We start from the raw sequence: 26,022 nt of genomic DNA on the forward strand, positions 1-26,022 counted from the left end.
ATCCCCATGCCTAAATACAATGAGTTTGAGGCAATATCAGAACAATTTGCTCAATAAAGTAAAAATCTACAACGTAAACATCAACCAATCTGGCGTGTGGTTATTTCTAGCCACGCTTGGCTGTTGAAGCATAAATGATCATGGGATGCGAGGAACTGCGATGCTTTGTACCTTCATGATTTTTTCGCATCAGCTTTTTACTGGTATTGCCAGCCGACTGTCTTTCATGTCTATTCTTAGGCACCGGCATCGCATATTGGATGGGTTATTTTGCCTAACAAGGCCGTAAAAAGCCTATGCGTTGCATGTGCCTTAGTTAAGTTTATATTGAAAGGGCACGCATAGCGTACACTACATAACTACCTCTATTAATAGATACTTACGCAATCCTATGAAACTACTGATACGCAATCTAGCCCGCACCACAACAGAAGCAGAGCTTCGGGCTATGTTCGAAGCCCACGGCACAGTGCAGTCCTGCACCCTGGTAATGGATAACGAAACCGGCGACAGCAAGGGTTTTGGCTTTGTTGAAATGCCCAAGCAAGGCGAGGCCAAGGCGGCAATGAATATCCTCAACGACAAGGATGTCGCGGGCAACAAAATCCGCGTTAAAAAGGCCGAACCGAAACAGGACAAGGGGAAAACATAATCTGAATAATGGGCTTCCCGGCAGCCTAGAATGCTACCGCCTGTTTTTTCCGCTCATGAAAATGGCATGCGCAGCCTACCCTGCATGACTTCGTTCATTTTGACAGATAACCTTTCAATTCTGACAAGATTGTAATCTGCTTGTCATGCTGCTGTTTGGAATGGACTGTTACCATTCCAAACATGCAACGACTCATCCATCCGACACTCCTCTTTACCCTGTTGAGCCTTTCGCTCACCGGTTGCGCCCGCTTTGAGGATCGTCCGCTAAATCCTGTCGACTCTGCGGCTCGCATCGAAGCCCGCGCGCTGTCTAGCGTTGGACTGAGGGACTATATCGATAGCGTGCTCGCAAACAAAACCGGACAGCCTCCCAAAGCCTGGGATATTGACCGGCTAACGCTGGCGGCTATTTACTACCATCCCGATCTCGCTCTGGCCCGCGCCCAAGCTGAAACGATGGATGCCGCTATCACGACGGCAGGCCAACGCCCCAATCCCAATATCACGCTTTCACCGACTTGGGTAACAAATATTGCCATGGTAGCAGCTCCTTGGATTATCGGGAGTTCTATCAGCATTCCCATCGAAACAGCCGGAAAACGCGGTTTTCGTTTAGACAAAACTCAGCACCTCACCGATGCGGCTCGCTTGCGAATAACCGATGCGGCTTGGCTGGTACGCGGTCGGTTGCGTCTGGCGATGCTGGAAGTTTACGCGGCACAAGAAGCCGAGCGATTGCTGCAACAGCAACTCGTCATTCAACAGGCGATGACCGAACGACTGGAACAACAACTGTCAATCGGCGAAATAACCCGGCTCGAAGTCATGCGCTCACATCTCGCATTGAACCAAATGCAACTCAATGTCAGCGCGGCACGAAAAAGAAACGCTGAAAGCCGGGTGTTGCTAGCCACCGCTGTCGGTGTACCGGTTGATGCGCTGGCAGGGATTGAGTTCGATTTTAGCAAGTTTGTCCAGCCAACTGATTTACGCTTTATTCCCGTAACCAAATTGAGAGAAACCGCCTTGCAGAAGCGCCCCGATGTGTTGGCTGCGCTGGCAGATTACGCAGCTGCACAATCCGCTTTACAACTGGAAATTGCCAACCAGTATCCCAATATTCAAGCCAACCCCGGCTATACGTTTGATCTAGGAGCCAATTACTGGACCTTGGGCGCGACTGCACTGCAGTTACCGATATTACATCAAAATCAAGGCCCCATTGCCGAAGCCGAGGCCAAACGGCGTGAGCTTGCTGTGCGTTTCGAAGCCTTACAAATGCGCATCCTCGGTGACATTGACCGCACTCATGCAGGCTTGGGCGCGGTACTCGCCAAATGGGCCGACGCCGAAAAGCAAATGCGACTTCAGCAAGAGAACCTGCAATCAGCCCAAGCCCTGTTTCAAGCGGGGGAAACCGACCCTCTGGCTCTGCTCGGCGCGAAACTGGAACGCGCTGCCGCCGAACGTGCCCGGCTGGATATGCTGGTCGAGGCCCAACAAGCACTTAATGCACTGGAAGATACCTTGCGCTATCCCATTGCCTCCACGCTCACTGCGACATTAATCTCCGATTCCGCCATCAGGAAAACGCCCCAATGAAACCGGCTTATTGGCTGAAAATCGCGGTAGCTTCCCATTACATACAGGCGGCATCAGATCAAACCGATTCACCACGAAGACACGAAGAGCACGAAGAAATAGAACTTCGTACTCTTCGTGTCTTCGTGGTGATAATCTTTTAATTTTCTAAACGATTTTTTTGTGGATTTACCTGTAATTAATGAACAGTTACAAAATCGCAATACTAACCGCCTGCATCATCTGGAGTAACACAGCTGTTTCGGCTGATGAGCCGGAGCTTGCCACAGAAGTGGCCGTGCAGACAGGCAAAATCACCAAGGCCACTTTGCATCGCTATGTCATGGCTTACGGCATGGTCGAACCGGAGCCTGAGATCGATGACAAACCGGCGGCCGGTTCGAAAATCGCCGCGCCGATGACAGGCATTCTCACGCAAACCTACTGCGAAGAAGGCCAACAAGTAAAAAAAGGAGCCTTATTATTCGAGCTGGATACGCGTAGCGCCGATGCGCTAATTGCCAAAGCCGAAGTGGCCGTCGAATTCGCGCAAAAGAATTTTGCGCGCAAACAGCAACTGAATGTTACCGATAACATCTCGCGCAAGCTTTATGACGAAGCGGAACTACTGCTGCAAACCGCCCGCCAGGATTTGCTCAACGCCAAGACCCAACGCGAGTTATTGCAGATCAAAGCGCCTCTGTCCGGTACTGTGACGGCCATTCATTTTAAAGTCGGCGAGGCGGTGAGCTTGACTACGGTATTAGCGGACTTGATTGACCTGGATCGCCTGGACATCACTATCCGTGTGCCCAGCCTGGAAGCCTTTGCGCTTCGTTTGGGACAAGCGGCGGAAATCAGCATCGGCTCGGCAGGAAGCGACCCGATTCAACAGGGAAAACTGGCCTTTATCGGCGCTCAGGTCGATCCGCTCACCGATACCGTATTGGTTCGGGCCACTCTAAGCAAGGCCTCCGGCTTCCGGCCCGGCCAATTCGTCAAGGTGCGCATCGTCGTCGAAGAGCGTCCTGAGCGCTTGGCGGTTCCTGTCGAAAGCGTAGTGACCAGGGACGGAGTCAGTCTGATTGCCGTGATTGGCGGCGACAGGGCCAAACAAAAGGTCATCAAACCGGGTTTGCGCGACGGCAATCTGATCGAAATATCGGGCGAGGGTTTGCAGGAAGGCATGGCTATCGTGACCCAAGGCGTTTACGGCCTGCCGCCTGAGACGCGCATCCGGGTGCTGAAATAATGCGTAGCTCTGCCCTCGGCTCCTTTGCGACTCGCCACGGCCTAGTCATTGCCTTCCTTTGTGTCGCACTGTGCTTGGCCGGTGCCTACGCGGCGCTGGGCATGCCTTCATCAATCTTCCCCCAGACCAATTTCCCGCGGGTAGTCATCCTGATCGACAACGGCGTGATGCCCGCCAACGAGATGATGGCGACCATCACCCGCCCGGTCGAGGAAGCCATGAAGGACATTCCCGGCGTGCGCACCGTGCGTTCGAAAACCGGGCGCGGCTCGGCGGAAATCAACGTATTTTTCACCTGGCAAACGGATATGGTGCAGGCGGAGCTGTTCGTGCAGGGTCGGCTCGCGGTCGTGCAAAAAACGCTACCGGCGACCGCAAGCTCGGCGGTTTGGCGGCTCACTTTTGCCGCCTTTCCGGTGGTCGGCCTGAGCCTGACCGGCCCCGCACATTCGCTGACCGAGCTATGGGAAACGGCGCGTTACACTATTGGGCCCCGCTTGCTGCGCATACCCGGCGTGGCCCGCACCGGTATCGTCGGCGGACGGGCGCCGGAATATCACGTTATTGTCGATCCGTTACGCTTGCAAGCCGTAAATCTGAGTTTAGCTCAAGTCACCGATGCATTGGTCAGGAACAACCTGATCGCACCGACCGGCATGCTGGAGGAAGATTACAAGCTCTATCTGACGGTGGTGGACGGTCGCGTCCATACTGTCGAAGACATACAAAACCTGACCGTCTCGGTTACCGGCAACACGCCGATTGCCGGAGCCGCACAAGCGGTTGCAAGCGGCGCGCATCCTATCCGCATCAAGGATTTTGCACGGGTTGAGCGCAGCCAGGAACCGGCCTTCAACATCGTCACCGCGAACGGCGTTAATGCCGTCTTGCTCAATGTCTACAGCCAGCCGGACGGCAGCACCCTCGACATCGCCAAGCAACTGAAACAAGAACTGGAATCGCTAAAAAAAGCCTTGCCGCCGGGTATGCAGGCGTCAGTTTTCTACGACCAATCGCTACTGGTGGGCGATTCCATCCGGAGCGTTTGGGAGGCCATTCTATTGGGGCTGATACTTTCCGTCATCATACTTTACGTGTTCCTGAAAAATTGGGGAGCCACGTTGATTGCCGCCATGGTGATTCCAGCCACGGTTTTGATCACCCTGCTGATGCTACGCATCATGGGACTGGGTTTTAACTTAATGACGCTGGGCGGCATCGCTGCGGCCATCGGCTTGATTATCGATGACGCCATTGTGGTGGTGGAAGCCGTTCATACCAAAATCACCGCAGGCGAACAACGCCTGGCAGCGGTACAGCAGGCCTTGACGGACATTTTCCGGCCGTTGCTGGCTTCGACGCTGACGCCGGTGGTGGTGTTCATACCGCTGGCGTTTCTGGACGGTGTTGCAGGCTGCTTTTTCAGGGCTTTGGCCTTGACGATGGTGGTGTCGCTGCTGACCTCGCTGGTACTGGCCGTCACGCTGATTCCATCGCTCGCAGTTTGGTGGATGCCGACTGACAGGCAGTCACCGTCCAGCGCTAAAGCAAATTGGCTGGAACGCCTGATTCAAAACTACGAAAAGGTGTTACGCACGGCACTCAAACAGGCGGGGAAAGTTTTGACCGGCTGCGTGTTGATTTTGGCGTTGGGAGTCTGGCTGTACGGACGACTGGAAAGCGAATTCCTGCCGTTTATGGATGAAGGCGGCTTCGTGCTCGATTACCGCGCGCCGTGGGGCACCAGCTTGGCAGAAACCGACCGGCAATTGCGTCAGGCCGAAACCCTCCTGCGCGCCATGCCGGAGTTGGAAAGCTATTCGCGGCGCACCGGCGCGCGGCTGGCCTTGGGTATTTCGCAAGCGCACATGGGCGATTTTTTGGTTAAATTAAAACCGGACCGGCAACGGAAAACCGACGAGGTCGTTGCCGATCTGCGTAAGCAACTTCATGTTGCCGTGCCCGGAATCGAGTGGGAATTTGCAGGCATTCTTAACGACCTGATCGGCGATCTGACCTGGTCGCCCCGGCCCATCGAGATCAAACTTTTCTCCACCGATGTCGAATGGCTCAAGCAAAAAGCCCCGCAAGTCGAAGCCGAACTTAAGAAAATCGACGGCGTTGTCGACACTTTCGACGGCCTGGAAACCACCGGCCCGTCGTTGAGTTTGCACGTGCGTGACAGCGACGCACAACGCTTCGGCCTGACCGTCAACGATGTGGCCTTGGCGGTCGGCACCGCGATGCTCGGACAAAAAGCCTCCCATGTCTTGGAAGGCGACCGGGTCGTTAACATCCGCGTCAGGATGAACACCGGCACGACCGGCCAGATCGCCAGCCTGCGCGAATTACCGCTACGGTCTTTGGACGGTAGAACCGTAAAACTATCGCAAGTGGCGGACGTGGTGACAGAACCGGGACAATTGGAACTGCACCGCGAAGACCTGCGCCAATTGGTAGCTGTTTCCGCCCGGCTGGAAAACCGCGACCTCGGCAGCGCCATAACGGAAATCAAGGCCAAGCTCGGCCGGGACCAAACCCTGCCGCCGGGCGTGTTGGAATTCGGCGGACTCTATCAGCAACAGCAGGAGTCTTTCCATAACTTGCTGTTGGTGCTGTTGGCCTCCATCTTCCTGGTGTTCACCGTACTGCTGGTCGAGTTCGGCTCATTTTACGAAGCCATCGCCATTGTGTTCGGTTCCGTGCTGGCGTTGTGCGGCACCGTCCTGGCTTGGTACTTGACCGGCACTTCGGTCAATATTGTTTCCTTGCTGGGCGCGATCATCGGTATCGGCGTGGTAGCGAAAAACGGTATCCTGATGCTCGATTCGGTACACCGGTTCGAGTCACAGGGTGTCACTCTGGAAAATGCGCTGGTAGAATCGGGGCGGCGGCGTTTGCGACCGGTATTAATGACTTCGCTGGCGGCGGCGTTGGGGCTTGTACCCTTGGCTTACGGCATCGGCGCCGGATCGGACATGCTGAAACCATTGGCTATTGCGGTGATTGGAGCACTGACGCTTTCCGTGTTATTGTCCCTGGTCGCCACGCCGACAGTTTATTTTGCGATGCGAAGGCTCGGAAAAAAGTTCGATGACACCCTCTAAACGCAGGAACGACCGGCGGTGCAAAGAACTAGCATGATCGACCGGGTGGGTATTTAGATATAAACTGATGCTACGCACCATCCATTACAGCCGTAAAAAAATAGCTAACAGATAGGTTATCCCCTGCATGGGAATATTCGCTGTAGGGCACAGCCCGTTATCTATTATCAAACCGCCTTTTTGCAGTTCTTGCGGACAATGCGTAACATCAGATATAAAGTTATACGATACGAACTTAGGACACATCTAAGCGAAAAACGGGAAAGGGCTATGCCGTTCCAAGATCACCAGTTATTTTCTCGAACGAGGACTTATAAGTAATGGCACATCATCACATACACGACGATCATTCATCAGGGCATCATCACCAGCACGATCATTCGGCTGCACACCATCACGGCACCCTCAACAACCAAGGCCGCACTTTCATCTTCACCATATTGCTGAATCTGGTCTTTGTAGCGATTGAGTTCGCCTACGGCTTCATCGCCAATTCCACGGCATTAATGGCCGATGCGGGGCATAATGCATCCGACGTGCTCTGCCTGCTGTTGGCATGGGGTGCGGTTATGTTGGCGCGCAAGCAGCCCAGTCAACGCTATACCTACGGACTGCGCAGCACCTCCATTCTGGCGGCACTCGCTAATGCCACATTGCTCTTGGTGGCATGCGGAGCGATTGCATTGGAAGCCAGTCAACGCTTTGCACAACCGCCCGCGGTAGCCAGCCTAACGGTATCGAGTGTCGCGGCGATTGGTATCGTCATCAATGGACTGTCCGCGTGGCTGTTGAGGCGAGGCAGCAAGGATGATTTGAATATTCGAGGCGCTTACCTGCACATGGTGGCGGATACTGCGGTATCGCTCGCCGTGGTACTAACCGGTCTGGCAATGTTTCATTTCGGCTGGTATTGGCTCGACCCGGCCATCAGTTTAGCGATTGTGGTCGTGATCGTGATCGGCACCTGGAGCTTGTTGCGTGATGCGCTGCAATTGGCCTTGACCGCCGTGCCCGGGCAGATAAATGCGCCTGCAATCGACCTGTACCTGCGTCAATTGGTCGGTGTAACGGACGTTCATGATTTACATATTTGGGGCTTGAGCACCACCGAAACTGCGTTAACGGTTCATTTGGTCATGCCCGGCGGCTACCCTGGCGATGCATTCATGGATGACATCGCGCAAACACTGAAAGAACAGTTTTCCGTTCATCACAGCACCTTGCAAGTTGAACAAGGGACAACCAATCATGCCTGTTCACTGACCGCAACCGCGTCCGTACAGCACCGCCATTAAGTCCAATATGCTGAGTCAATGTTAAAGCCTCTTTTCGCATTACCCCGCACCGTCTGGCTGCTTGGACTGGTCAGTTTTTTCAACGATGCCGCCAGCGAGCTGGTCTATCCTCTGGTGCCCATTTATCTCGCCTCGGTGCTGATGGCAGGCCCCAAAGCCTTGGGTCTGATCGAGGGCATCGCCGAGGCGACAGGCAGCCTGTTAAAGCTGTTTTCCGGCGTGATGTCGGATCGTTTGCAATCCACCAAGCATTGGGTGGTCGGCGGCTATACCGTGGCGGCCATCGCTCGCCCGCTACTGGCTTTTACCACAGCTTGGCCGATGGTTTTGGTGCTGCGCTTTGCCGATCGCGTGGGCAAAGGCTTGCGTACTTCGCCACGGGATGCGCTGCTGGCTCTAACGGTAACCAAGGAACATCGCGGGCTGGCTTTCGGCTTGCATCGGGCTATGGACAACGCCGGTGCCGTCGTCGGACCGCTGCTGGCGGCCTGGCTGCTGGTCGAGCATGTACCGTTGAAAGACGTTTTCCTTTGGGCTTCCTTGGGCGGAGTGATAGCGGTGCTCCTGGCTTTGTCCGTAAAGGAGCCTAAACGCGACATCGACACACCTGTCCAGCGTTTCAGCTGGAGCGTCAAAGCGCTGCCCGCGCCGTTCAAGCGTTATCTGCTGGTAGTGGCGCTGTTCACGCTGGGCAACGCCTCCAACATGTTCCTGCTGCTGCGGGCAAAAGATATGGGCTTGCCCGAATATCAGGTGCCGCTGCTGTGGGCGTTGGTGTCATTGACTGCGGCGCTGTTTTCAGCGCCATTGTCCGCGCTGTCCGACAAAGTCGGACGCGTCCGCCTGATCGTCGGCGGCTGGGTGGTTTATAGTGTGTTTTACCTGTTGCTCGGACTCAACGGCCAGCCCTCGCTGGTATGGCCGCTGTTCGCCTTCTATGGATTATTCATGGCCGCAACCGAAGGTGCGGAGAAGGCGCTGGTCGCCGATATGGTATCGAACGAAGTGTTGGGCACGGCCTACGGCTGGTTTAACCTGACGGCCGGCATCATGTTGCTGCCGGCCTCGATCATCTTCGGCTGGCTGTGGCAAGCGACGAGTCCGCTGGCCGCTTTCGGATTTTCCGCGGGCTGCGCTTTGTTCGCCGCGTTGTTGCTGCGTGTTTGGGTTTCGCCGCTGCACTTTTGTAACCCTAGCAAGTCAACATGAAAATCATAGTCCTATTTGGCATCCTCAACAGCGTCCTGCCATGCGCATCCTGATTGTCGAAGACGAAAAGAAAACCGCCGCCTATTTACACAAAGGGCTGACCGAGCAAGGCTTTATCGTCGATGTCGGCATTGACGGCGAAGAGGGCTTGCTGCTCGCCACGACAATCGCTTACGACCTGATCATTCTCGATGTGATGGTGCCGTTGCGCGATGGCTGGTCTGTACTTAGGGAACTGCGGCGCGGCGGCAAGCAGACCCCGGTGCTGTTTTTGACGGCGCGCGATGCTATCGACGACCGGGTAAAAGGCCTGGAACTGGGCGCCGACGACTATCTGGTCAAGCCTTTCGCCTTCGTCGAATTGCTGGCCCGCATTCGCTCGATTCTCCGGCGCGGCCCGGCACGACAAGCGGAACATTTGGCTTTAGCCGATCTTGCGCTCGATCCCATTCGGCACAAGGCGTTTCGTAACGGTCAGCGGCTGGATTTGTCGCCCAAGGAGTTCGCCTTGCTGTCGCTGTTCCTGCAACGGCCTGCGGAAGTGCTGTCGCGAACGCTGATCGCCGAGCAGGTTTGGGACGTCCATTTCGACAGCGACACCAATATCGTGGACGTGGCGATACGCCGCCTGCGGCAGAAGATCGACGACCCGTTTCCGCAAAAACTGTTGCACACCGTTCGAGGAGTCGGCTATGTCCTTGAACAGCGCTAAACCCTGGTCGATTACCGCCCGGCTCACGCTGCTTTACATCGTTTCGGCCTCGGTGATTCTATTGGCCATCGGCTGGTATCTGCATCAGACGCTGGCCGAAACCCTGGCGCAGGACAACAGGCAGTTCCTGTTAAAAGAGATTCAGCTATTGCGCACCGTGCTGCTGGAACAACCGCCGAATCTGGAAAGACTGGCGGATGAACAAAGCGAAGGCATGGACTTACCGGCAGGCCGTTATTATTCCAGAATTCTGGATGAAAGCGGACACAGCTTGAGCGAAACGCCGGGCATGGAAACCTTGCCGACTGCAACGCAGTTTCCGGTAGTTACCGAAAATGCGGTAGCTCAGAAAATTGCCGACGGACGAACGCTAATGCTGATGACGGCGCGGAGCAAATCCCCCTCACAGCAAACCATTCAAATCGCCCTCGACATTTCACACGAAGCGGCGCTTCTTGCCAAATACCGACGTAACCTTATTGGGGCGCTGTTTTTCGGCCTGCTGTTTTCAACGCTGACTGCTATTTTTGTCGCCCGACGCGGCTTGAGTCCTGTTGCCGAAATGACGCGGCATATAGAAGGCATCAGCGCAGCTCAACTGGATGAACAGCTAGACCCGGCCGCCACCCCCAGAGAGCTGTCCAACCTGGCAGCAGCCTTTAATGCGATGCTGCTGCGCCTGTCCAAATCCTTTGCGCAACTGAACCAGTTTTCCGCCGATCTCGCGCACGAACTGCGCACCCCGATCAATAACCTGATGGGCGAAACCGAGGTAGCCTTGTCCAGACCACGGAACGCCGACGAATACCGTGAGATTCTCGAATCCAACCTCGAAGAATACGGACGACTGTCGCGAACGGTTGGAATCCTGCTGTTTCTAGCGCGGGCCGAAAACACCGGGATTCCGTTGCGTACGACGTGTCTGGACGGCCGAGCGGAATTGGAAGCGGTTTGCAGTTACCATGAAGCCTTGGCCGAGGAAAAAGGCGTTCGCCTGATCTGTTGTCAGGGCCAGGGAGTTCTTTATGCCGATGCGCAACTGTTCAAACGCGTCCTCAGCAACCTGTTGCTTAATGCCCTCCAGCATACTCCGCACGGTGGAGAGATTCGCTTATCGCTGTATTCGGCTGGCGACGGTTCGGCAAGCGTCAGCGTGCAGGACACAGGCTGCGGTATCGCGGCGGAACACCTGCCCAAGCTGTTCGACCGGTTTTATCGCGTCGATCCTGCTCGCTCGGCGGAAGGAACCGGGCTGGGTCTCGCCATCGTCAAATCCATCATGGATCTGCATGGCGGATCGGTGGTCATTAACAGCGAACCCAACCAAGGCACTGTCGTCACGCTTCATTTCACGGCTAAACAGAAGGGATAGCTAAAAAACCGCAGCTTTCACATGCGCTCACCCATTTGGAATCTTCAACTGCGTTTTTTAGGATCAAGGCTTATCAATCACTTCATCCCTCAACACATCGAATTCATTGAAGGCAATATTCAGGCTGAGTTTCAAGTTGATGATGCAGGCGATGGTGGTACTGGTGAAGATACAGATCATGATGGCGATTTGGTACTTCACCGCCAGCCACGGTTCGCTGCCGCCCAGTATTTGACCGGTCATCATGCCGGGCAAGGAGACCAGTCCCATGGTAGCCATTCCGGCGATGGTCGGATTGATCGCGGCTTTGACGGCATCCCGAAAGTACGGACGCACCGCTTCCCATCGCGTCGCGCCCAGCATTAGAAAGGTCGCGTATTCGTTTTCGTTCTTGCGGAGCGCCGAATAAAAGCGCTCCAACGCGATGACGTTGCCTTGCAGGCAGTTGCCGAGGATCATGCCCGCCAAAGGCACGATATATCGGGCGTCGTAAAAGTGCGTCGGCTGGATGACCAGAATCACCAGGTAAGCGGTGGAGAACAGTATGCTGGAAGCAATGGCCATAAAGGTAGCCAGTACGAAATAGCGAGCTTTAAGTCCGGCGCGGCGCAGAATGCTTAAATCCGCGACTAACAACATCACCAATATCCATAAGCCGTTGAGCCAGGGATGGTTGAGATCGAACAGCATTTTCAGGTAGATCCCAACCAGCGCTAACTGGATGCTCATGCGCAGGATGCTGATGCCGATATCCCGGCTCAAGCGCAAACCGATCAGCCAGAGCAGCAGCCAGGGCAGTAAACAGAGGCCGTAGAGCAGCGCCATCCGCGGCAGCGCAATATCAAGTGTTTCCATTACGCTTCACCTGAGTCAATCGACCCGCTTCAAGTTCAAAAACAATGCCGCAACGTTCCAACCACTCAGGATCGTGAGCCACTGAAAGGACCGTCAGCTGCGGATCGGAAAAAACATCGAACACGGCTTGTTTGCTTTCCGCGTCCAATGCGCTGGTCACCTCGTCCAGCAGATACAGTTTTTTGCCCAATAACAGGCCTCGAGCCAGCGCAATCCGCTGTTTTTCGCCGCCGGAAATACGGCTGCTTTCCTGACGTAAAATGTCCGCGGGCAAGTGCAGTCGTTGCAAGACCTCAATCAGTTGCGCTTCCGTAGGTTTATGATCGCGATGCGTTTTGAATTGAAAAGGCAGCAGCAGTGCTTCTCGCACGCTTTCAGCGCCCAACATCGGTTCTTGCCCAATGTAAGCGGTGCAGCTTCGAACGGTCTGAACGGATGATGGCGTTAGCGGTTGTTCCTGAAAGTAAACCGTGCCTGACTTTATAGGATGGAGTCCCAATAAAGTTCTCAGCACACTGCTTTTACCGGAGCCGGATTTACCGCATAACACGGCTTTTTCTCCGGGAAATAGCGTGAAGCTAATGTCGGATAGAATCGTTTTTTCGTGGACAATGACCGAGACGCGGTCGAATCGAATGATAGGGGACATTAAAATTGAATTCACCGTGGCGAAACCATGAAGCTATTGTACGTTTCCAGATGACTACAATCTTCAGTCATGTGCCCTTTAATGACGGCTGCCTGAAAAGCTGACAAGACCATGTCCGGTAAATAATAGTCCTGCAAATCTGATTTTTTATTCCACCGCGAAGCCATTAAAAGAGGCTTGAGTTAAACCATTGTTTATCTCAACAAATGTTTAACCGCATCCCTTTCTTCTTTTAATTCAGCCTCGGTAATGCGCATTCTTTGTCGGCTGAAATCGTTAATTTCGAGGCCTCTTACAACATTAACTTCGCCGTCAACTACCGTTACCGGGAAAGAGTAAACCAACCCGGATTCAATGCCGTAATGGCCGTCCGATAACACCGCCATGCTCACCCAGTCGCCCGGCTCGGTGCCCAAAGCCCAGGTTTTCATCTGGCCTATCGCCGCATTGGCAGCCGATGCGGCGCTGGATTGCCCTCTGGCTTTAATGATTTCCGCGCCCCGCTGCTGAACGACGGGGATAAACTCATTGACATACCAATCATTATCAACCAACGACAAGGCATCCTGGCCTTTGACCTTGGCATGATGAATGTCGGGATATTGCGTCGTCGAGTGGTTGCCCCAAACTGTCATGTTCTTTACATCGACCGGCAAAACGCCGCATTTTTCAGCCAATTGGCTTAGCGCCCGATTATGATCCAACCGTGTCATTGCGGAAAAATTCTCCGGCTTTAAGTCCGGTGCATTGCTCAACGCAATCAGGGCGTTGGTATTGGCCGGGTTACCGGTCACCAAGACCTTTACCTTTCTGCTTGCGACGTCATTCAAGGCTTTACCTTGAACCGCAAAAATCTCTGCGTTGACCTCCAATAAATCCTTGCGTTCCATGCCCGGCCCTCTTGGCCGCGCGCCAACCAAAAATGCATAGTCAACATTCTTGAATGCCACTTTGGGATCGTCGGTGACTTCAATGCGATGCAGTAAGGGGAAAGCGCAATCTTTTAACTCCATGACCACGCCTTGCAAGGCGCTCATTCCCGGGGTTATTTCAAGCAAATGCAATACGATCGGCTGATCGTAGCCCAATAACGCGCCGGCAGCCAATCGAAACAACAAAGAATAACTGATTTGGCCTGCGGCGCCGGTTACAGCAATGTGAACGGGTGTTTTCATCTGTTTTTCCTTTGATTTTTATATTTTTTCCTAAGCTTATTCGATAAAGCTACCAAGATAATCGGAAAATATTGCCACTAAATCCATTCCCGATAACGCACAACAACCGCAGCATTAATCCATTCTTACAGATAATAACGAAGATAAGCCTCTACAAGCAAGCATATCAAAAAAACATGCCCGAGATTCAAGCCGCGCCCAAACAGGAAGCAGGCTAAATAAGGCACTGTTGAGTTTATTGAGTATAATATGCCGGTTTAATAATCGTATTCATGCGTACTAGCCAAACCCACCACGAGTAAGTTAATGAAAAAACTGTTATTCCAATTCGATACAGACACTCACCCTTCAGTTTTCGATACTGTTGTAGCCTATGACGGCGGTGCAGATCATGTCATCGGACACGGAGGATTGACGCCTGAAAATATCACGGCTCTGGTAGAAGGCACGATCTTTACCCGTGCGCCCAAAGACAAGAAAAATACCGCTATTTTTGTTGGCGGCAGCGACATGATCGCCGGTCAGGCGCTATTTACTGCCGTGCAAAAACACTTTTTCCCAGGCTTTCAAGTGTCGGTCATGCTCGACAGTAACGGCAGCAACACCACAGCCGCCGCCGCTGTTGCAAAACTTGCATCCAGCGGCGCTTTGGCCGGTAAAAAAGCGGTGGTACTGGCCGGTACCGGCCCGGTAGGTCAACGCGCTGCGGCGATGCTGGCAAAGGAAGGCGCAGAGGTATCATTGACCGCTCGTAAAATGGAGCGCGCCGTTCAAGCTTGCGATAACATGAAAGCGCGCTTTGGCGTAGACCTGACCCCTGTTGAAGCATTCGATAACGATGCCCGCGCCAAGGCCATCGAACATGCAAATATCGTGTTTGCAACCGGTGCGGCTGGGGTAGAACTGCTCTCGGCTGACCAATGGCAACATAATGCCAACATTGAGATGATCGCCGATGCCAACGCCACGCCTCCTTTGGGGATAGGCGGCACTGACGTGATGGACAAAGGCAACCTGCGCAACGGCAAAATCATCTGGGGCGCCATAGGTTTTGGATCGTTAAAACTGGCCTTACACCGCGCCTGTATCGCAAAGCTATTTGAAGACAATAAACAGGTTTTCGATGCCGAGAATATCTTCGCGCTGGCTAAGGAAATGGCATAAACAGCACCCATTGCCTTCATATAACCTGACATGAGCCTTTTAGCAGATCAAGCCGACATGGCATCGATAAGACAAGATGCCTTCAACATTTTTCAGGCAGGCATAGCGGCGGCCGATCCTTATCAGGCGGTTAAACGCCACCTTGTCCCGGAGCTGTTTGGCTCTTGCTCAAAAGTCCATCTTATCGCGTTCGGCAAGGCGGCTTGCGCAATGGCGCAGGCCGCTTCGGAAATCATTCCTGCCGGAATGCTGGCGGACAGAGGCATAGCCGTTACCAATTACGAGAATGTAACCGGCATCGATAATGTTGACGTGATCGGCGCATCGCATCCGCTGCCCGATGCGGCCGGGCTTAACGCCGCGAAGATCATTGCCGAGCGAGTGCGTAATGCTCAACAGAATGAACTGGTTCTGGTACTGGTGAGCGGCGGCGGCTCGGCGCTGATCCCCTACCCTGCCGATCAAATTACCTTGCAGGAAAAAATTGCCACCACCGATTTATTGTTGGCCTCCGGTGCGACCATCAACCAGGTTAACTGTGTACGCAAACATTTGTCGCGACTAAAAGGCGGCGGCCTGGCCCGGATGGCTGCGCCTGCCCGTTTGCATGCATTGATTTTGTCCGATGTGTTGGGCGATGATCTAAGCTCCATTGCCAGCGGCCCCACTGTAGCCGACAGCACCACTTATGCTGATGCCATCGATATTTTGAAAGCCAAGGGCGTTTGGGATCAGGTGCCGATCAATGTTCGCCAGCATCTGGAACAGGGTATGCTGGGCAATATTGAAGAAACACCCAAGCCGGGCGATGATGTATTTAAAAACACCGGGCATACCCTGATCGGCAGCAATGCCATCAGCGTCAACGCAATGCTGCAAGCGGCTAAGAATCTGGGCTACGAGACGAAACTGTACAGCGATCATTTATGCGGCGAGGCCAGAACTGTAGGGCCGACTTTAGTCGCCCAGTGTATTGAAGGGCGACTACAAAAAGCAGGTGCTTTAGGCGAAATAACCCTACAAAACAAGCCCATGGCCCTGTTGGCGGGCGGCGAAACCACGGTCACCTTAAAAGGTAATGGACGCGGCGGTCGCAATCAGGAAATGGCGCTGGCTTTTGCGATTGCCGCAGAACAACAAGGCCTAACCGGCAACTGGGCATTCCTTAGCGGCGGCACCGACGGCCGCGACGGCCCCACCGATGCGGCCGGAGGCATCGTTGACCGAAACACGATACAACGTATGGTTCAAGCAGGCGCAAATCCGACAGAACTACTTGAGAATAACGATTCGTACACCGCTTTAAAAACGTCTGACGACTTAGTGAATACCGGCACGACAGGCACCAATGTCGCCGATCTGCAAATACTGTTGATCCAGCCCGCACCCTAAACAAAAAATATTAATCCAGGAGAACACCATGTTTAAAAAATCAATGACCATCAAAGGCTTCGATGACGAATTATTCCAGGCCATCGAAGAAGAACGTCAACGCCAGGAAGATCACATCGAACTGATCGCCTCTGAAAACTATTGCAGCCCACGGGTTATGGAAGCGCAAGGCTCGCAGTTAACCAACAAATACGCCGAAGGCTACCCCGGCAAACGTTACTACGGCGGCTGCGAATTCGTCGATAAAGCCGAGCAATTAGCCATCGACCGCGCCAAAGCCTTGTTCGGCGCCGATTACGCCAACGTCCAACCGCATTCCGGCTCGCAAGCCAACATGGCGGTGTTCATGGCCTTGATTCAACCGGGCGACACCATTCTGGGCTTAAGCCTCGCCGATGGCGGCCACTTAACGCACGGAGCCAAACCCAACTTCTCGGGCAAAATCTACAACGCAATTCAATACGGTTTGCACCCTGAAACCGGCGAAATCGATTATGAACAAGTTGAAGCCTTGGCGCTGGAACACAAACCTAAAGTGATTGTTGCCGGGTTTTCCGCCTACTCACGCATCTGGGACTGGCAACGATTCCGCGACATCGCCGATAAAGTAGGCGCTTACCTGTTTGTCGACATGGCGCACGTCGCCGGTTTGGTTGCAGCAGGTTTATACCCCAACCCCGTGCCGATTGCCGACGTAGTCACCAGCACCACGCACAAATCCTTGCGCGGCCCGCGCGGCGGTTTGATTTTGTGCAAAAGCAACCCGGAACTGGAGAAAAAATTCGACTCCAACATCTTCCCCGGCATTCAGGGCGGCCCGTTGATGCATGTGATTGCGGCCAAAGCCGTGGCCTTTAAAGAAGCCATGCAGCCTGAATTCCGCATTTATCAGCAACAGGTTATTAAAAATGCCCAAGCTATGGCCGCAGTATTCATGAAACGCGGCTTCGATGTGGTTTCCGGCGGCACGGACGATCATTTAATGCTGGTTTCGCTGATTGCCAAAGGCATCACCGGCAAAGCGGCCGATGCGGCATTGAGCAAAGCGCACATCACCGTTAACAAAAACGCCGTGCCTAACGACCCGCAATCGCCATTCGTCACCAGCGGCATTCGTGTCGGTACGCCTGCGCCGACTACACGCGGCTTCAAGGAGCCGGAAATGATCGAAATCGCCAATATGATGTGCGACGTGATGGAAAACATGGAAGACGAAAGCGTAATCGCCGCAGTGCGCGAAAAAGTCAGCAATCTGTGCGCGCGGTTTCCGGTTTATAGTTGAGCTTGCGAACCCCAACAAGGGTGTGTAAGTTTATGTTTATTGAACCAACAATCGCTAACCTAAGCTTCCATGTCCAAAGATTTAAACGGGGATAAACTGATGACACATTCTATCCAAGAAATAACCGCAAAAATTAGCGCACTTCCTGAACCTATGCAACAAGAAGTGTTCGATTTTATTGAGTTCATACAGGCCAAAGTTGCTCGCCAAGCATTGCAGTCCAAGTATGAATCTGCCTTGTTAAGCGAGCAAGCATTAGCCACTGACTGGAATCGGCCTGAAGAGGATGAAGCATGGTCGAGTTATCAGTAGCCGATATTGTTTTTGTCTCATTCCCATTCTCGGATTTAAGCCACGCGAAGTTAAGACCTGCGTTAGTGCTAGCCTATGCTCAACGAAACGATTGGATATTGTGTCAAATCACCAGTAACTCATATAACGACGACAAGGCTATACGGATTGATGAGGCCGATTATAAAAACGGTGGCCTGAACGTGGTCAGCTTTGTTCGACCCGGCAAACTATTCACTGCCAATATAGCGCTGATCAATAAAAACGTAGCCACGCTTACAAATGCTTCACATGAAAAAGTAATAAGCGCCATTTTACAAATGCTCAAAAATGGCCAATAGCAAAAATTCAACTAACTCCTTTTTTGAAATATAAACATGTCAGACATAGAAATCGCCCAACAAGCCAACATGAAACCGATCATCGGCTTGGTTAAAGAACAATACGGCATCGACGCCGAACACCTTGACCCTTACGGTCATTACAAAGCCAAGATGTCGTTGGAATACGTCAACAGCCTGTCCGATAAGGAAGACGGCAAGCTGATTCTGGTCACCGCGATCAGCCCTACTCCGGCCGGCGAAGGCAAGACCACCACCACGGTGGGCCTCGGCGATGCAATGAACCGCATCGGCAAAAAGACCATGATGTGCCTGCGTGAGCCTTCATTAGGCCCGTGCTTTGGCGTAAAAGGCGGTGCGGCGGGCGGCGGGTACTCGCAAGTGGTGCCGATGGAAGACATCAACCTGCATTTTACCGGCGATTTTCATGCTATCGGCGTGGCGCATAACCTGCTGTCGGCGTTGATCGACAACCATATAAATCACGGCAACGATCTGGATATCGACCCACGGCGCATCCAATGGAAACGCGTTGTCGACATGAACGACCGCGCCTTGCGCAACATTGTGGTCGGCATGGGCGGCCCGGCCAACGGCTATTTGCGTGAAGACGGTTACGACATCGTGGTCGCGTCCGAAGTCATGGCGATTTTATGCCTGGCGACCAGCCGCGCGGATCTTAAAGAACGTCTGGGCCGTATCGTGATCGGCTATAAATCCGATCGGGTAACGCCGGTTTACGCCCGCGACTTGAACGCGCAAGGCTCGATGGCGGCGCTGTTAAAAGACGCGATCAAACCGAATCTGGTGCAAACGCTTGAAAACAATATCGCGATTATCCACGGCGGGCCGTTTGCCAATATCGCTCACGGCTGCAACACCGTAAGCGCCACCAAAACCGCGCTGAAACTGGCCGATTATGTGGTAACCGAAGCGGGTTTCGGGGCCGACTTGGGCGCTGAAAAGTTTATCGACATCAAATGCCGCATGGCCGGACTCAAACCGTCTGCCGTGGTACTGGTGGCTACGGTAAGAGCGCTTAAATTCCATGGGGGCGTGGTTAAGGAAGAATTAAACCAGGAGAATCTGGCGGCACTGGAACAAGGTTTTGAAAACCTTGAGCGCCACTTGCACAACATCACCCATCATTACGGCTTGCCTTGCGTCGTGTGCATCAACCACTTTACGTTCGACACCGATGCGGAAATCGCCTTGCTGAAGAACAAATGCGAAGCCTTGGGCGCAAAATGCGTGGTTTCCAAGCATTGGGCGAACGGCGGCGCCGGTGCGGAAGAACTGGCCCACGCAGTCAGCGACATCGTTGACAACCGCGAACCTGAGTTTAACTATGTCTACGACGAAAACCTGAGTCTCTGGGAAAAAATCGAAGCCATCGCTACCAAGCTGTACGGGGCCGGCAGCGTCACCGCAAATCCTAAAGTCAAAGCGCAACTGGCCGCATGGAATGCGGATTACGGCAAGTTCCCGATTTGCATGGCGAAAACCCAAATGTCGTTTACAACTAACCCGAACGCCAAGGGCGCGCCTTCCGGGCATGTCGTTGAAATCAGCGATGTCCGGCTGGCAAACGGCGCAGGCTTTATCGTCGCGATTGCCGGCGACATGATGACGATGCCCGGCTTGCCAAAGGTTCCTGCGGCGGAAAGAATCGATATTGATGATAACGGTAAAATCACCGGATTGTTTTAGCCTCAAGCCGGGGTTCAATCTCTTGAACCCCGGCCTTATCTTCGTCCAGAATAGCATTATCGATATTAACGACCGCGACAACATCGTCACCCTGCCCTATGTCAAAAGGGCATATTTTGCGTTCGCTCATCAGTATTCCCGCTTAAAAACCGGTCCGACTTTACGGCCAATAAATTCTTTCCATTCCGCTACATTCGCTGATTTCCCGCAGTAACCGAATCAACACTCACAAGTTAAACCTTATTCTCCTGTATAATGTTTAGCCAATCTTTTAAGAACTTACCGCGTTTATGTATAGATATGAAGGCCGCGTTATCCACGAAAGCCACGATGATGACGGCATTTTAGAAGTTGTCGAGAGTGACGGCGTAAGGTCGCTGCACTTCGGCTCGTTTCCCCGGCAGAGCAGTATGCTGCTGGCCGAGCCGGATAAGCTGTACCTGAATTATGTGCGGGCCATGACCAGCTGGCTATTATTCAAACCCACGCTGGATGACGAGGCCTTGATTATCGGCTTGGGCGGCGGCTCATTAACCAAGCATTTACTGCATCATTTCCCGGACTGCCGCTTGAAAGTCGTGGAATACCGGGAAAGCGTGGTCAAAATCGCACGCAGTCATTTCGGCCTGCCGCTCGACCCGCGCCTGAAGGTTATTATCGACGACGGCGCGAAATATGTACGCCAACGGACCGAGAGCCAAAGCGAGCAATACAGCCTGATGTTTGTTGATGCGTTCGACCATGAAGGCATGGCCCCATCAATCAGTAACCATGCGTTTTTCGATGCCTGCAAAATGCTGTTAAAAAAAGACGGCATGCTGGTCATCAATCTTTGGGGCGGTGCCGGCAACCCCCTATTCAAGCAGGTTGCCCTGTGGCTAGGGCGTACTTTTGACTGGAGAATCCTGTTTCTTCCCGTTCCGGACCGCGGCAATATTATCGGCCTGGCCTTTAATGAAGAAGCCCCTATCCATTCCATGAAAGACTTGAGAACCAGAGCCATCATCCTTGAACAGATTTACCAGATTGAATTTATCTCTTATTTAAAAGAGATTGCCAAACACAATGCCAGCGTCCTCAGCAACTCGATACAAAAATAATGTCTAGCGCCTTACAAACCGAACCCAACCTTTTTAGTTACCGCTTATACTGGGCGCAGCGCTTTGGCGTTGCCCCTGTTTTGCCGATGAGCAAGGCTGAAATGGACGAACTGGGCTGGGATGCCTGCGATGTGATCCTGGTAACCGGCGATGCCTATATCGATCACCCCAGCTTCGGCATGGCGCTGATTGGACGACTGCTTGAAGCGCAGGGATTCAGGGTCGGCATCATCTCCCAGCCCGACTGGACCAGCGCCAAAGATTTCATGAAGCTTGGCCGCCCGAACCTGTTTTTCGGCGTGACCGGCGGCAATATGGATTCCATGGTCAATCGTTATACTTCGGACAAGAAAATCCGCTCCAACGATGCCTACACGCCGAACGGCGCGGCCGGCAAACGCCCTGATCGCGCCGTCAACGTTTACTCGCACCGCTGCCGCGAAGCTTACAAGGACGTGCCGATTATCATCGGCGGCATCGAAGCCAGCTTGCGCCGCATCGCGCATTATGATTACTGGTCGGACAAGGTCAGGAAATCCGTGCTGCTGGACTCCAAAGCCGACCTGCTGGTTTACGGCAATGCCGAACGCCAAGTCGTAGAAATCGCTCATCGCCTGGCTAACGGCGAAGCCATATCGGAGCTGAAAGGCATACGCGGCACGGTGCATTTCGTCAAACAAATACCGGAAGGCTGGGCGGTTAAAGATTCCACCGATGTGGATAAACCGGGTGCGACGATGACGCCTATCGACCCGTACCAGGAACAGCCTGCGTGCGATAAAAAACCGGAACCGAGCAATGCGGACGAAAAAGTCATTCATTTTGATAAATTGCAGATCAGAAACCGGCGCTCACAAACCGTCATCCGCCTGCCCGCTTATGAAGCGGTAAAAGACGACCCGATACTGTACGCTCACGCCTCGCGCGTCATGCATGGCGAAACCAACCCCGGCAACGCGCGCGCATTGATTCAACTGCACGGTACGCGGCAGGTCTGGATCAATCCGCCGCCGATTCCGTTGACCACCAAAGAAATGGACGGCGTGTTCGACCTGCCCTACTCCCGCGTACCGCATAAAGAATACGGCAGCGCCAACGTGCCCGCCTTTGAAATGATCCAGCATTCGGTCAACATCATGCGCGGCTGTTTCGGCGGCTGTACCTTCTGCTCGATCACCGAGCATGAAGGCCGCATCATCCAAAGCCGCTCGGAAGATTCGATCATCAAGGAAATCGAAGCCATCCGCGACACCTCGCCCGCCTTTACCGGCCATATTTCCGACTTGGGCGGCCCAACCGCCAACATGTACAGGCTGGCCTGCAAAGACCCGGAAATCGAAGCCGCTTGCCGTAAGCCGTCCTGCGTTTACCCCGGTATTTGCCCTAACCTGAACACCGATCATACGCCGCTGATTAAGCTCTACCGCAGAGCCCGCGCCTTGCCCGGTATCAAGAAAATCTTTATCGCCTCCGGTTTGCGTTACGATCTGGCCGTGGAATCGCCGGAATACGTCAAGGAACTGGTTACCCACCATGTCGGCGGCTACCTTAAAATCGCCCCGGAACATACCGAGCAAGGCGTATTATCCAAAATGATGAAGCCGGGCATGGGCACTTATGACCGCTTTAAAGAGATGTTCGACAAATACTCCAAGGAAGCCGGTAAAGAGCAATACCTGATCCCGTACTTTATCGCCGCGCATCCCGGCACCACCGATAACGACATGCTTAATCTGGCATTATGGCTAAAACGCAACGGTTTCAGGGCCGACCAGGTGCAGGCATTCCTGCCATCACCAATGTCCATCGCCACCGCCATGTATCACTCCGGCAAAGATACTTTGCGTAAAGTCAGCCGAACTGCTGAAGACATTGCCATACCCAAAAGCTTCAAACAGCGTCGTCTGCACAAAGCCTTCCTGCGTTATCACGACCCCAAGAACTGGCCATTGCTCCGCGAAGCCTTAAAAGACATGGGTCGCAGCGATTTAATCGGCAACGGCAAGCAGCATTTGATCCCCACCTTTCAGCCCAAAGGCACGGTTGAAACGCCCGACAAAATTCAACGCTTTAAAACCAAATACACCGGACTGGACAATCCCCGTTCCGGAAAAAGCAAACCGTATTCTGCAAACAAAAATAAAACGAAAAGAAAGCCAAAATAATCCACAAAAGCACTAGCCAAAGAAGATTTGTTGTGTATAATACGCGCTTCTTTGCTGGTGTAGCTCAGTCGGTAGAGCAGCTGATTTGTAATCAGCCGGTCGCGGGTTCGATTCCCATCGCCAGCTCCAAATAAAGTAAAGGGAATCAATGACATATAACGTCTTGATTCCCTTTTTTTATGTCCGCTCTAAATCGTTGCGTGACTTTTGCGTGACTCACTTACGCAGACCTTTTCGGCAGCCGCAATCAAATTTCCTAATTCGGCTGACGAATAATGATCTGTGATCCTGCTCGATTTGTGGCCCAACAAATCCTGCCTGTCCTCGAACGATACACTTGCTGCCCTTAAGCGACGACCAAAGGTATGCTTTAAATCATGAATCCTCACCTGCGTTAAACCCACGCGTTTTCTTGCCTTCTGCCAGGCCGTGTTATTCATGGTCAAAACACGATTACCTTTGTAAGTGAACACATACTCAGAATGCTGACCTCGCAACTGATCAATCACTGCCCTAGCCTCGCTGTTTAGAACCACCACCCGTGCCATCCGGTTTTTGACAACATGGGCAGGAATAACAAACACACTGGCCTTAAGCTCCGGGATATACTCTTCCCATTCCCAACGCAATGAACAGACCTCTTGCTCCCGGCAACCGGTGTTAACCTTAAACAGTGCCATCTTAGCCAAGTGCTCAGGCAGCTCACCAAATAACCTCGCCTGCTGTTCCCAGGACAATGGACTGGGCTTCCTGGCGTCCAGTTGAGACAACAACTTTATCTTGGGAGCGGTTGCCAGCCAAGTCAGGCCATGCTCATCAATCCATTCCATGGCGGCAAGATTCAGAATGTGTCTCACGGTCTGTAAGGCATAGTTGATCGTTCTGTTTTTAACACCCTGCGTTCTCCGATCTTGTATGTAACTTTGCAAGGTTCCCATATGGATCGATTCTAACGGCAGGTCGCCGATGTACTCATCCAGTAATTTGAGATGAAGAGCCGCGTCTTTAAGACTGGCCTTCTGCGACTCCAATAAATATTTAGTCGCTGCCTCCTTAAAAATTCTTTTCGGACGAACGCCATACACTGTTGCTTGACGATGCTCTTCCATCAAACGCGCTAGGTAGCATTGCGCTTCTTCGAGGTCGCTTGTGCCAGTGCTTTGGCAAACGCGTCTGCCTTTGATAACTTTGTCGATGTGCCAACACTCGCCCCTTTTGACGAGGCCGGGGATTTTTTTGGACATGTTTTTTTCTCCAGTTTTTTGGTGCCGGGTTTGCCGATACGACTTTTCAAATCATCAACCCAGGCGTCTAATTCGAGGCGATCAAAGGCAATACCTTGCGTACCGATTTTCATCTCGGTTAGCGAAGGTCTGACCTCTGCGTTAAAACGATTTTTATCCATCCCAAGATAGAAAGGTGCATCACGAATACGGATGATCCTTGGGAGGATGTAATTGAATGTTTCAGGTGTTTTTGCTGACATAAATTGCACCGCATAAAGTTGAGGTGCAGTTCATTTACAGTTTTTAAAAATGCGATTTTTCCCGCGTTTTTACGGTGTTTTTTGATAACAACTATTTTTCAAATAAAAAACATTTAGTTTTTACTGTGTTATGTTTTGCATTTTTCGCAGTGTTTTTCCGATTGTTTTTTGCTTATTTTTGTTTGTGTTCTGATTTAAAAAATCATTTCGATTTGCCGATTTTGCCGGATGCTTTTTTATAAAAACTTTTCCGGTACGATTTACATTTATAAGTAAAAATTCGCCATGGCTTGCCGTTGTGTTTTGATGTGTCGCCGGTCATACAACGCAGTGGTCTGAATCTGCTCATGACCCGCTAATTGCCGGGCGGTGTTAAAGTCAACGCCTTGCTCCAGTAATCGGGTGACAAACGTTCGACGAAGATCATGCGGTGAACAATGCTCAATACCGGCATCCCTGGCCCGACGTTTCAAAATGCCATAGACGCGTTGCGCGTTTATTCGTTGAGCTGGCAGATAATTGCCATTTTTCGCCAATTGGCAAAACATCGCTCCCGGCTCATTACCACGACATTGCAACCATTGCCGTACATATGAACGGGCGACCGTTGGCAATATCAATTCACGCTGACGTTGACCTTTGCCTTCACGGACGATGAGCTGGCCGTTACGACGGGTGTAATCATTCACATTCAAGCCAGCGACCTCGCTGCGCCTTAATCCGGCGTATGCCAATAGCGCCAAAATAGCCGCATCGCGGATACCGTGAGCAGGGTCGCGCTGACAAGCTTTGAATAAGCGGCTAATTTCCACCGCGCGTAATTGGCGACCGGCTGGCAAGTGTTTACCATTAACGCGATCAATAGACTGAATGCGTTGCCATTCCTGCGCCGGAAACTGGCCTGATAAAAAGCCCGCTTTCAAAACGCCACGAATTGCCGCCAGGGTGGTATTGATGGTATTCGGCGATTTTTGGACCTGTCTTAATACCGCACGAATTTTAGCCACGTGCTCATAACGCAATGTCAGCCACGGCATTTGCTCCAAAGGGCCTGACCATTTGTTCAACGTTGCCACCTGTTGCAATAATGAACGCATTGACCGGCGACCACTGGGTGCCAAATTACCGAGATAGAGCGTCAATGCGACGCAAGACGGTGACTGTTGATGTTGTGTTATGCATGACGTTAATTTGTTGTTCATACCGCAGTCTCCTCGCAGTACCGCAACG

At 52.8% G+C, this 26,022-nt stretch carries 23 protein-coding genes and 1 tRNA gene; 17 read left to right on the forward strand and 7 right to left on the reverse strand.

The genetic code is table 11. The features are described from left to right. Positions 1–391: 391 nt before the first annotated feature. The 8 genes from METTU_RS06795 to METTU_RS06830 all read left to right on the forward strand — a co-directional run bounded on the left by METTU_RS06795 (position 392) and on the right by METTU_RS06830 (position 11,182). Complete coding sequence (locus METTU_RS06795; protein ID WP_006890574.1) at positions 392–652, forward strand: RNA recognition motif domain-containing protein; 261 nt, start codon at positions 392–394, stop codon at positions 650–652. Between the two features lie 182 nt (positions 653–834). Further along, on the forward strand, positions 835–2,256 hold the full coding sequence (locus METTU_RS06800) for a TolC family protein (protein WP_006890575.1): 1,422 nt from the start codon (positions 835–837) through the stop codon (positions 2,254–2,256). 181 nt (positions 2,257–2,437) lie between these two features. Then, on the forward strand, positions 2,438–3,487 hold the full coding sequence (locus METTU_RS06805) for an efflux RND transporter periplasmic adaptor subunit (protein WP_006890577.1): 1,050 nt from the start codon (positions 2,438–2,440) through the stop codon (positions 3,485–3,487). Then, complete coding sequence (locus METTU_RS06810; RefSeq protein WP_006890578.1) at positions 3,487–6,594, forward strand: efflux RND transporter permease subunit; 3,108 nt, start codon at positions 3,487–3,489, stop codon at positions 6,592–6,594. Before METTU_RS06805 ends, METTU_RS06810 begins: the two co-directional genes overlap by 1 nt. A gap of 320 nt (positions 6,595–6,914) precedes the next feature. Continuing rightward, positions 6,915–7,889: a cation diffusion facilitator family transporter gene (locus METTU_RS06815; protein WP_006890579.1), complete on the forward strand. Its 975-nt coding sequence runs from the start codon at positions 6,915–6,917 to the stop codon at positions 7,887–7,889. Between the two features lie 18 nt (positions 7,890–7,907). Continuing rightward, positions 7,908–9,098 (forward strand): MFS transporter, encoded by a 1,191-nt coding sequence (locus METTU_RS06820; RefSeq protein ID WP_006890580.1) that lies wholly within the window; start codon positions 7,908–7,910, stop codon positions 9,096–9,098. Further along, complete coding sequence (locus tag METTU_RS06825) at positions 9,049–9,810, forward strand: heavy metal response regulator transcription factor (RefSeq protein WP_436969940.1); 762 nt, start codon at positions 9,049–9,051, stop codon at positions 9,808–9,810. Before METTU_RS06820 ends, METTU_RS06825 begins: the two co-directional genes overlap by 50 nt. Beyond that, positions 9,791–11,182 (forward strand): heavy metal sensor histidine kinase, encoded by a 1,392-nt coding sequence (locus tag METTU_RS06830; RefSeq protein ID WP_006890582.1) that lies wholly within the window; start codon positions 9,791–9,793, stop codon positions 11,180–11,182. The genes METTU_RS06825 and METTU_RS06830 overlap by 20 nt, the downstream gene beginning before the upstream one ends. A 63-nt stretch (positions 11,183–11,245) precedes the next feature. Here METTU_RS06830 and METTU_RS06835 read toward each other — a convergent pair whose 3' ends face one another. The 3 genes from METTU_RS06835 to METTU_RS06845 all read right to left on the reverse strand — a co-directional run bounded on the left by METTU_RS06835 (position 11,246) and on the right by METTU_RS06845 (position 13,861). Continuing rightward, a complete protein-coding gene (locus METTU_RS06835; protein WP_006890583.1) occupies positions 11,246–12,037 on the reverse strand; it encodes an ABC transporter permease in 792 nt (263 codons plus the stop codon). Beyond that, complete coding sequence (locus METTU_RS06840; RefSeq protein WP_006890584.1) at positions 12,024–12,686, reverse strand: ABC transporter ATP-binding protein; 663 nt, start codon at positions 12,684–12,686, stop codon at positions 12,024–12,026. The genes METTU_RS06835 and METTU_RS06840 overlap by 14 nt, the downstream gene beginning before the upstream one ends. Before the next feature lie 194 nt (positions 12,687–12,880). Beyond that, on the reverse strand, positions 12,881–13,861 hold the full coding sequence (locus tag METTU_RS06845; RefSeq protein ID WP_006890585.1) for a malate dehydrogenase: 981 nt from the start codon (positions 13,859–13,861) through the stop codon (positions 12,881–12,883). A gap of 306 nt (positions 13,862–14,167) precedes the next feature. Here METTU_RS06845 and METTU_RS06850 point away from each other — a divergent pair, with 306 nt between their 5' ends. From METTU_RS06850 to METTU_RS06875, 6 genes are all read left to right on the forward strand, one after another. Further along, positions 14,168–15,025 carry an NADP-dependent methylenetetrahydromethanopterin/methylenetetrahydrofolate dehydrogenase gene (locus tag METTU_RS06850; protein ID WP_006890586.1) on the forward strand — a complete coding sequence of 286 codons (858 nt, stop codon included), beginning with the start codon at positions 14,168–14,170 and terminating at the stop codon, positions 15,023–15,025. Between the two features lie 30 nt (positions 15,026–15,055). Then, a complete protein-coding gene (locus METTU_RS06855; protein ID WP_006890587.1) occupies positions 15,056–16,417 on the forward strand; it encodes a glycerate kinase type-2 family protein in 1,362 nt (453 codons plus the stop codon). Between the two features lie 28 nt (positions 16,418–16,445). Then, positions 16,446–17,699 carry a serine hydroxymethyltransferase gene (glyA, locus tag METTU_RS06860; RefSeq protein WP_006890588.1) on the forward strand — a complete coding sequence of 418 codons (1,254 nt, stop codon included), beginning with the start codon at positions 16,446–16,448 and terminating at the stop codon, positions 17,697–17,699. Between the two features lie 69 nt (positions 17,700–17,768). Further along, positions 17,769–18,011, forward strand: a complete 243-nt coding sequence (locus tag METTU_RS06865) for a DUF2281 domain-containing protein (protein WP_006890589.1) — start codon at positions 17,769–17,771, stop codon at positions 18,009–18,011. Then, on the forward strand, positions 17,993–18,331 hold the full coding sequence (locus METTU_RS06870) for a type II toxin-antitoxin system PemK/MazF family toxin (protein ID WP_006890590.1): 339 nt from the start codon (positions 17,993–17,995) through the stop codon (positions 18,329–18,331). The genes METTU_RS06865 and METTU_RS06870 overlap by 19 nt, the downstream gene beginning before the upstream one ends. A 36-nt stretch (positions 18,332–18,367) precedes the next feature. Further along, a complete protein-coding gene (locus tag METTU_RS06875) occupies positions 18,368–20,041 on the forward strand; it encodes a formate--tetrahydrofolate ligase (RefSeq protein ID WP_006890591.1) in 1,674 nt (557 codons plus the stop codon). Here METTU_RS06875 and METTU_RS23610 read toward each other — a convergent pair. Then, positions 20,025–20,171 (reverse strand): hypothetical protein, encoded by a 147-nt coding sequence (locus METTU_RS23610; RefSeq protein ID WP_006890592.1) that lies wholly within the window; start codon positions 20,169–20,171, stop codon positions 20,025–20,027. The genes METTU_RS06875 and METTU_RS23610 overlap by 17 nt on opposite strands. Before the next feature lie 160 nt (positions 20,172–20,331). On the opposite strand from METTU_RS23610, the gene METTU_RS06880 reads away from it, so the two are divergent. The 3 genes from METTU_RS06880 to METTU_RS06890 all read left to right on the forward strand — a co-directional run bounded on the left by METTU_RS06880 (position 20,332) and on the right by METTU_RS06890 (position 23,435). Beyond that, positions 20,332–21,141 (forward strand): spermine/spermidine synthase domain-containing protein, encoded by an 810-nt coding sequence (locus METTU_RS06880; RefSeq protein ID WP_006890593.1) that lies wholly within the window; start codon positions 20,332–20,334, stop codon positions 21,139–21,141. Beyond that, positions 21,141–23,306 (forward strand): YgiQ family radical SAM protein, encoded by a 2,166-nt coding sequence (locus tag METTU_RS06885; RefSeq protein ID WP_006890594.1) that lies wholly within the window; start codon positions 21,141–21,143, stop codon positions 23,304–23,306. Before METTU_RS06880 ends, METTU_RS06885 begins: the two co-directional genes overlap by 1 nt. Positions 23,307–23,359: 53 nt before the next feature. Continuing rightward, a tRNA-Thr gene (locus METTU_RS06890) sits at positions 23,360–23,435 on the forward strand. 59 nt (positions 23,436–23,494) lie between these two features. Here METTU_RS06890 and METTU_RS06895 read toward each other — a convergent pair. From METTU_RS06895 to METTU_RS06905, 3 genes are all read right to left on the reverse strand, one after another. Beyond that, positions 23,495–24,538 carry a tyrosine-type recombinase/integrase gene (locus METTU_RS06895; protein WP_496109394.1) on the reverse strand — a complete coding sequence of 348 codons (1,044 nt, stop codon included), beginning with the start codon at positions 24,536–24,538 and terminating at the stop codon, positions 23,495–23,497. Next, on the reverse strand, positions 24,424–24,792 hold the full coding sequence (locus METTU_RS24370) for a hypothetical protein (RefSeq protein ID WP_040579684.1): 369 nt from the start codon (positions 24,790–24,792) through the stop codon (positions 24,424–24,426). Before METTU_RS24370 ends, METTU_RS06895 begins: the two co-directional genes overlap by 115 nt. 266 nt (positions 24,793–25,058) lie before the next feature. Continuing rightward, on the reverse strand, positions 25,059–25,994 hold the full coding sequence (locus METTU_RS06905) for a tyrosine-type recombinase/integrase (protein ID WP_006890596.1): 936 nt from the start codon (positions 25,992–25,994) through the stop codon (positions 25,059–25,061). Positions 25,995–26,022: the final 28 nt, after the last annotated feature.

Source organism: Methylobacter tundripaludum SV96 (assembly GCF_000190755.2).
GTDB lineage: Bacteria > Pseudomonadota > Gammaproteobacteria > Methylococcales > Methylomonadaceae > Methylobacter_A > Methylobacter_A tundripaludum.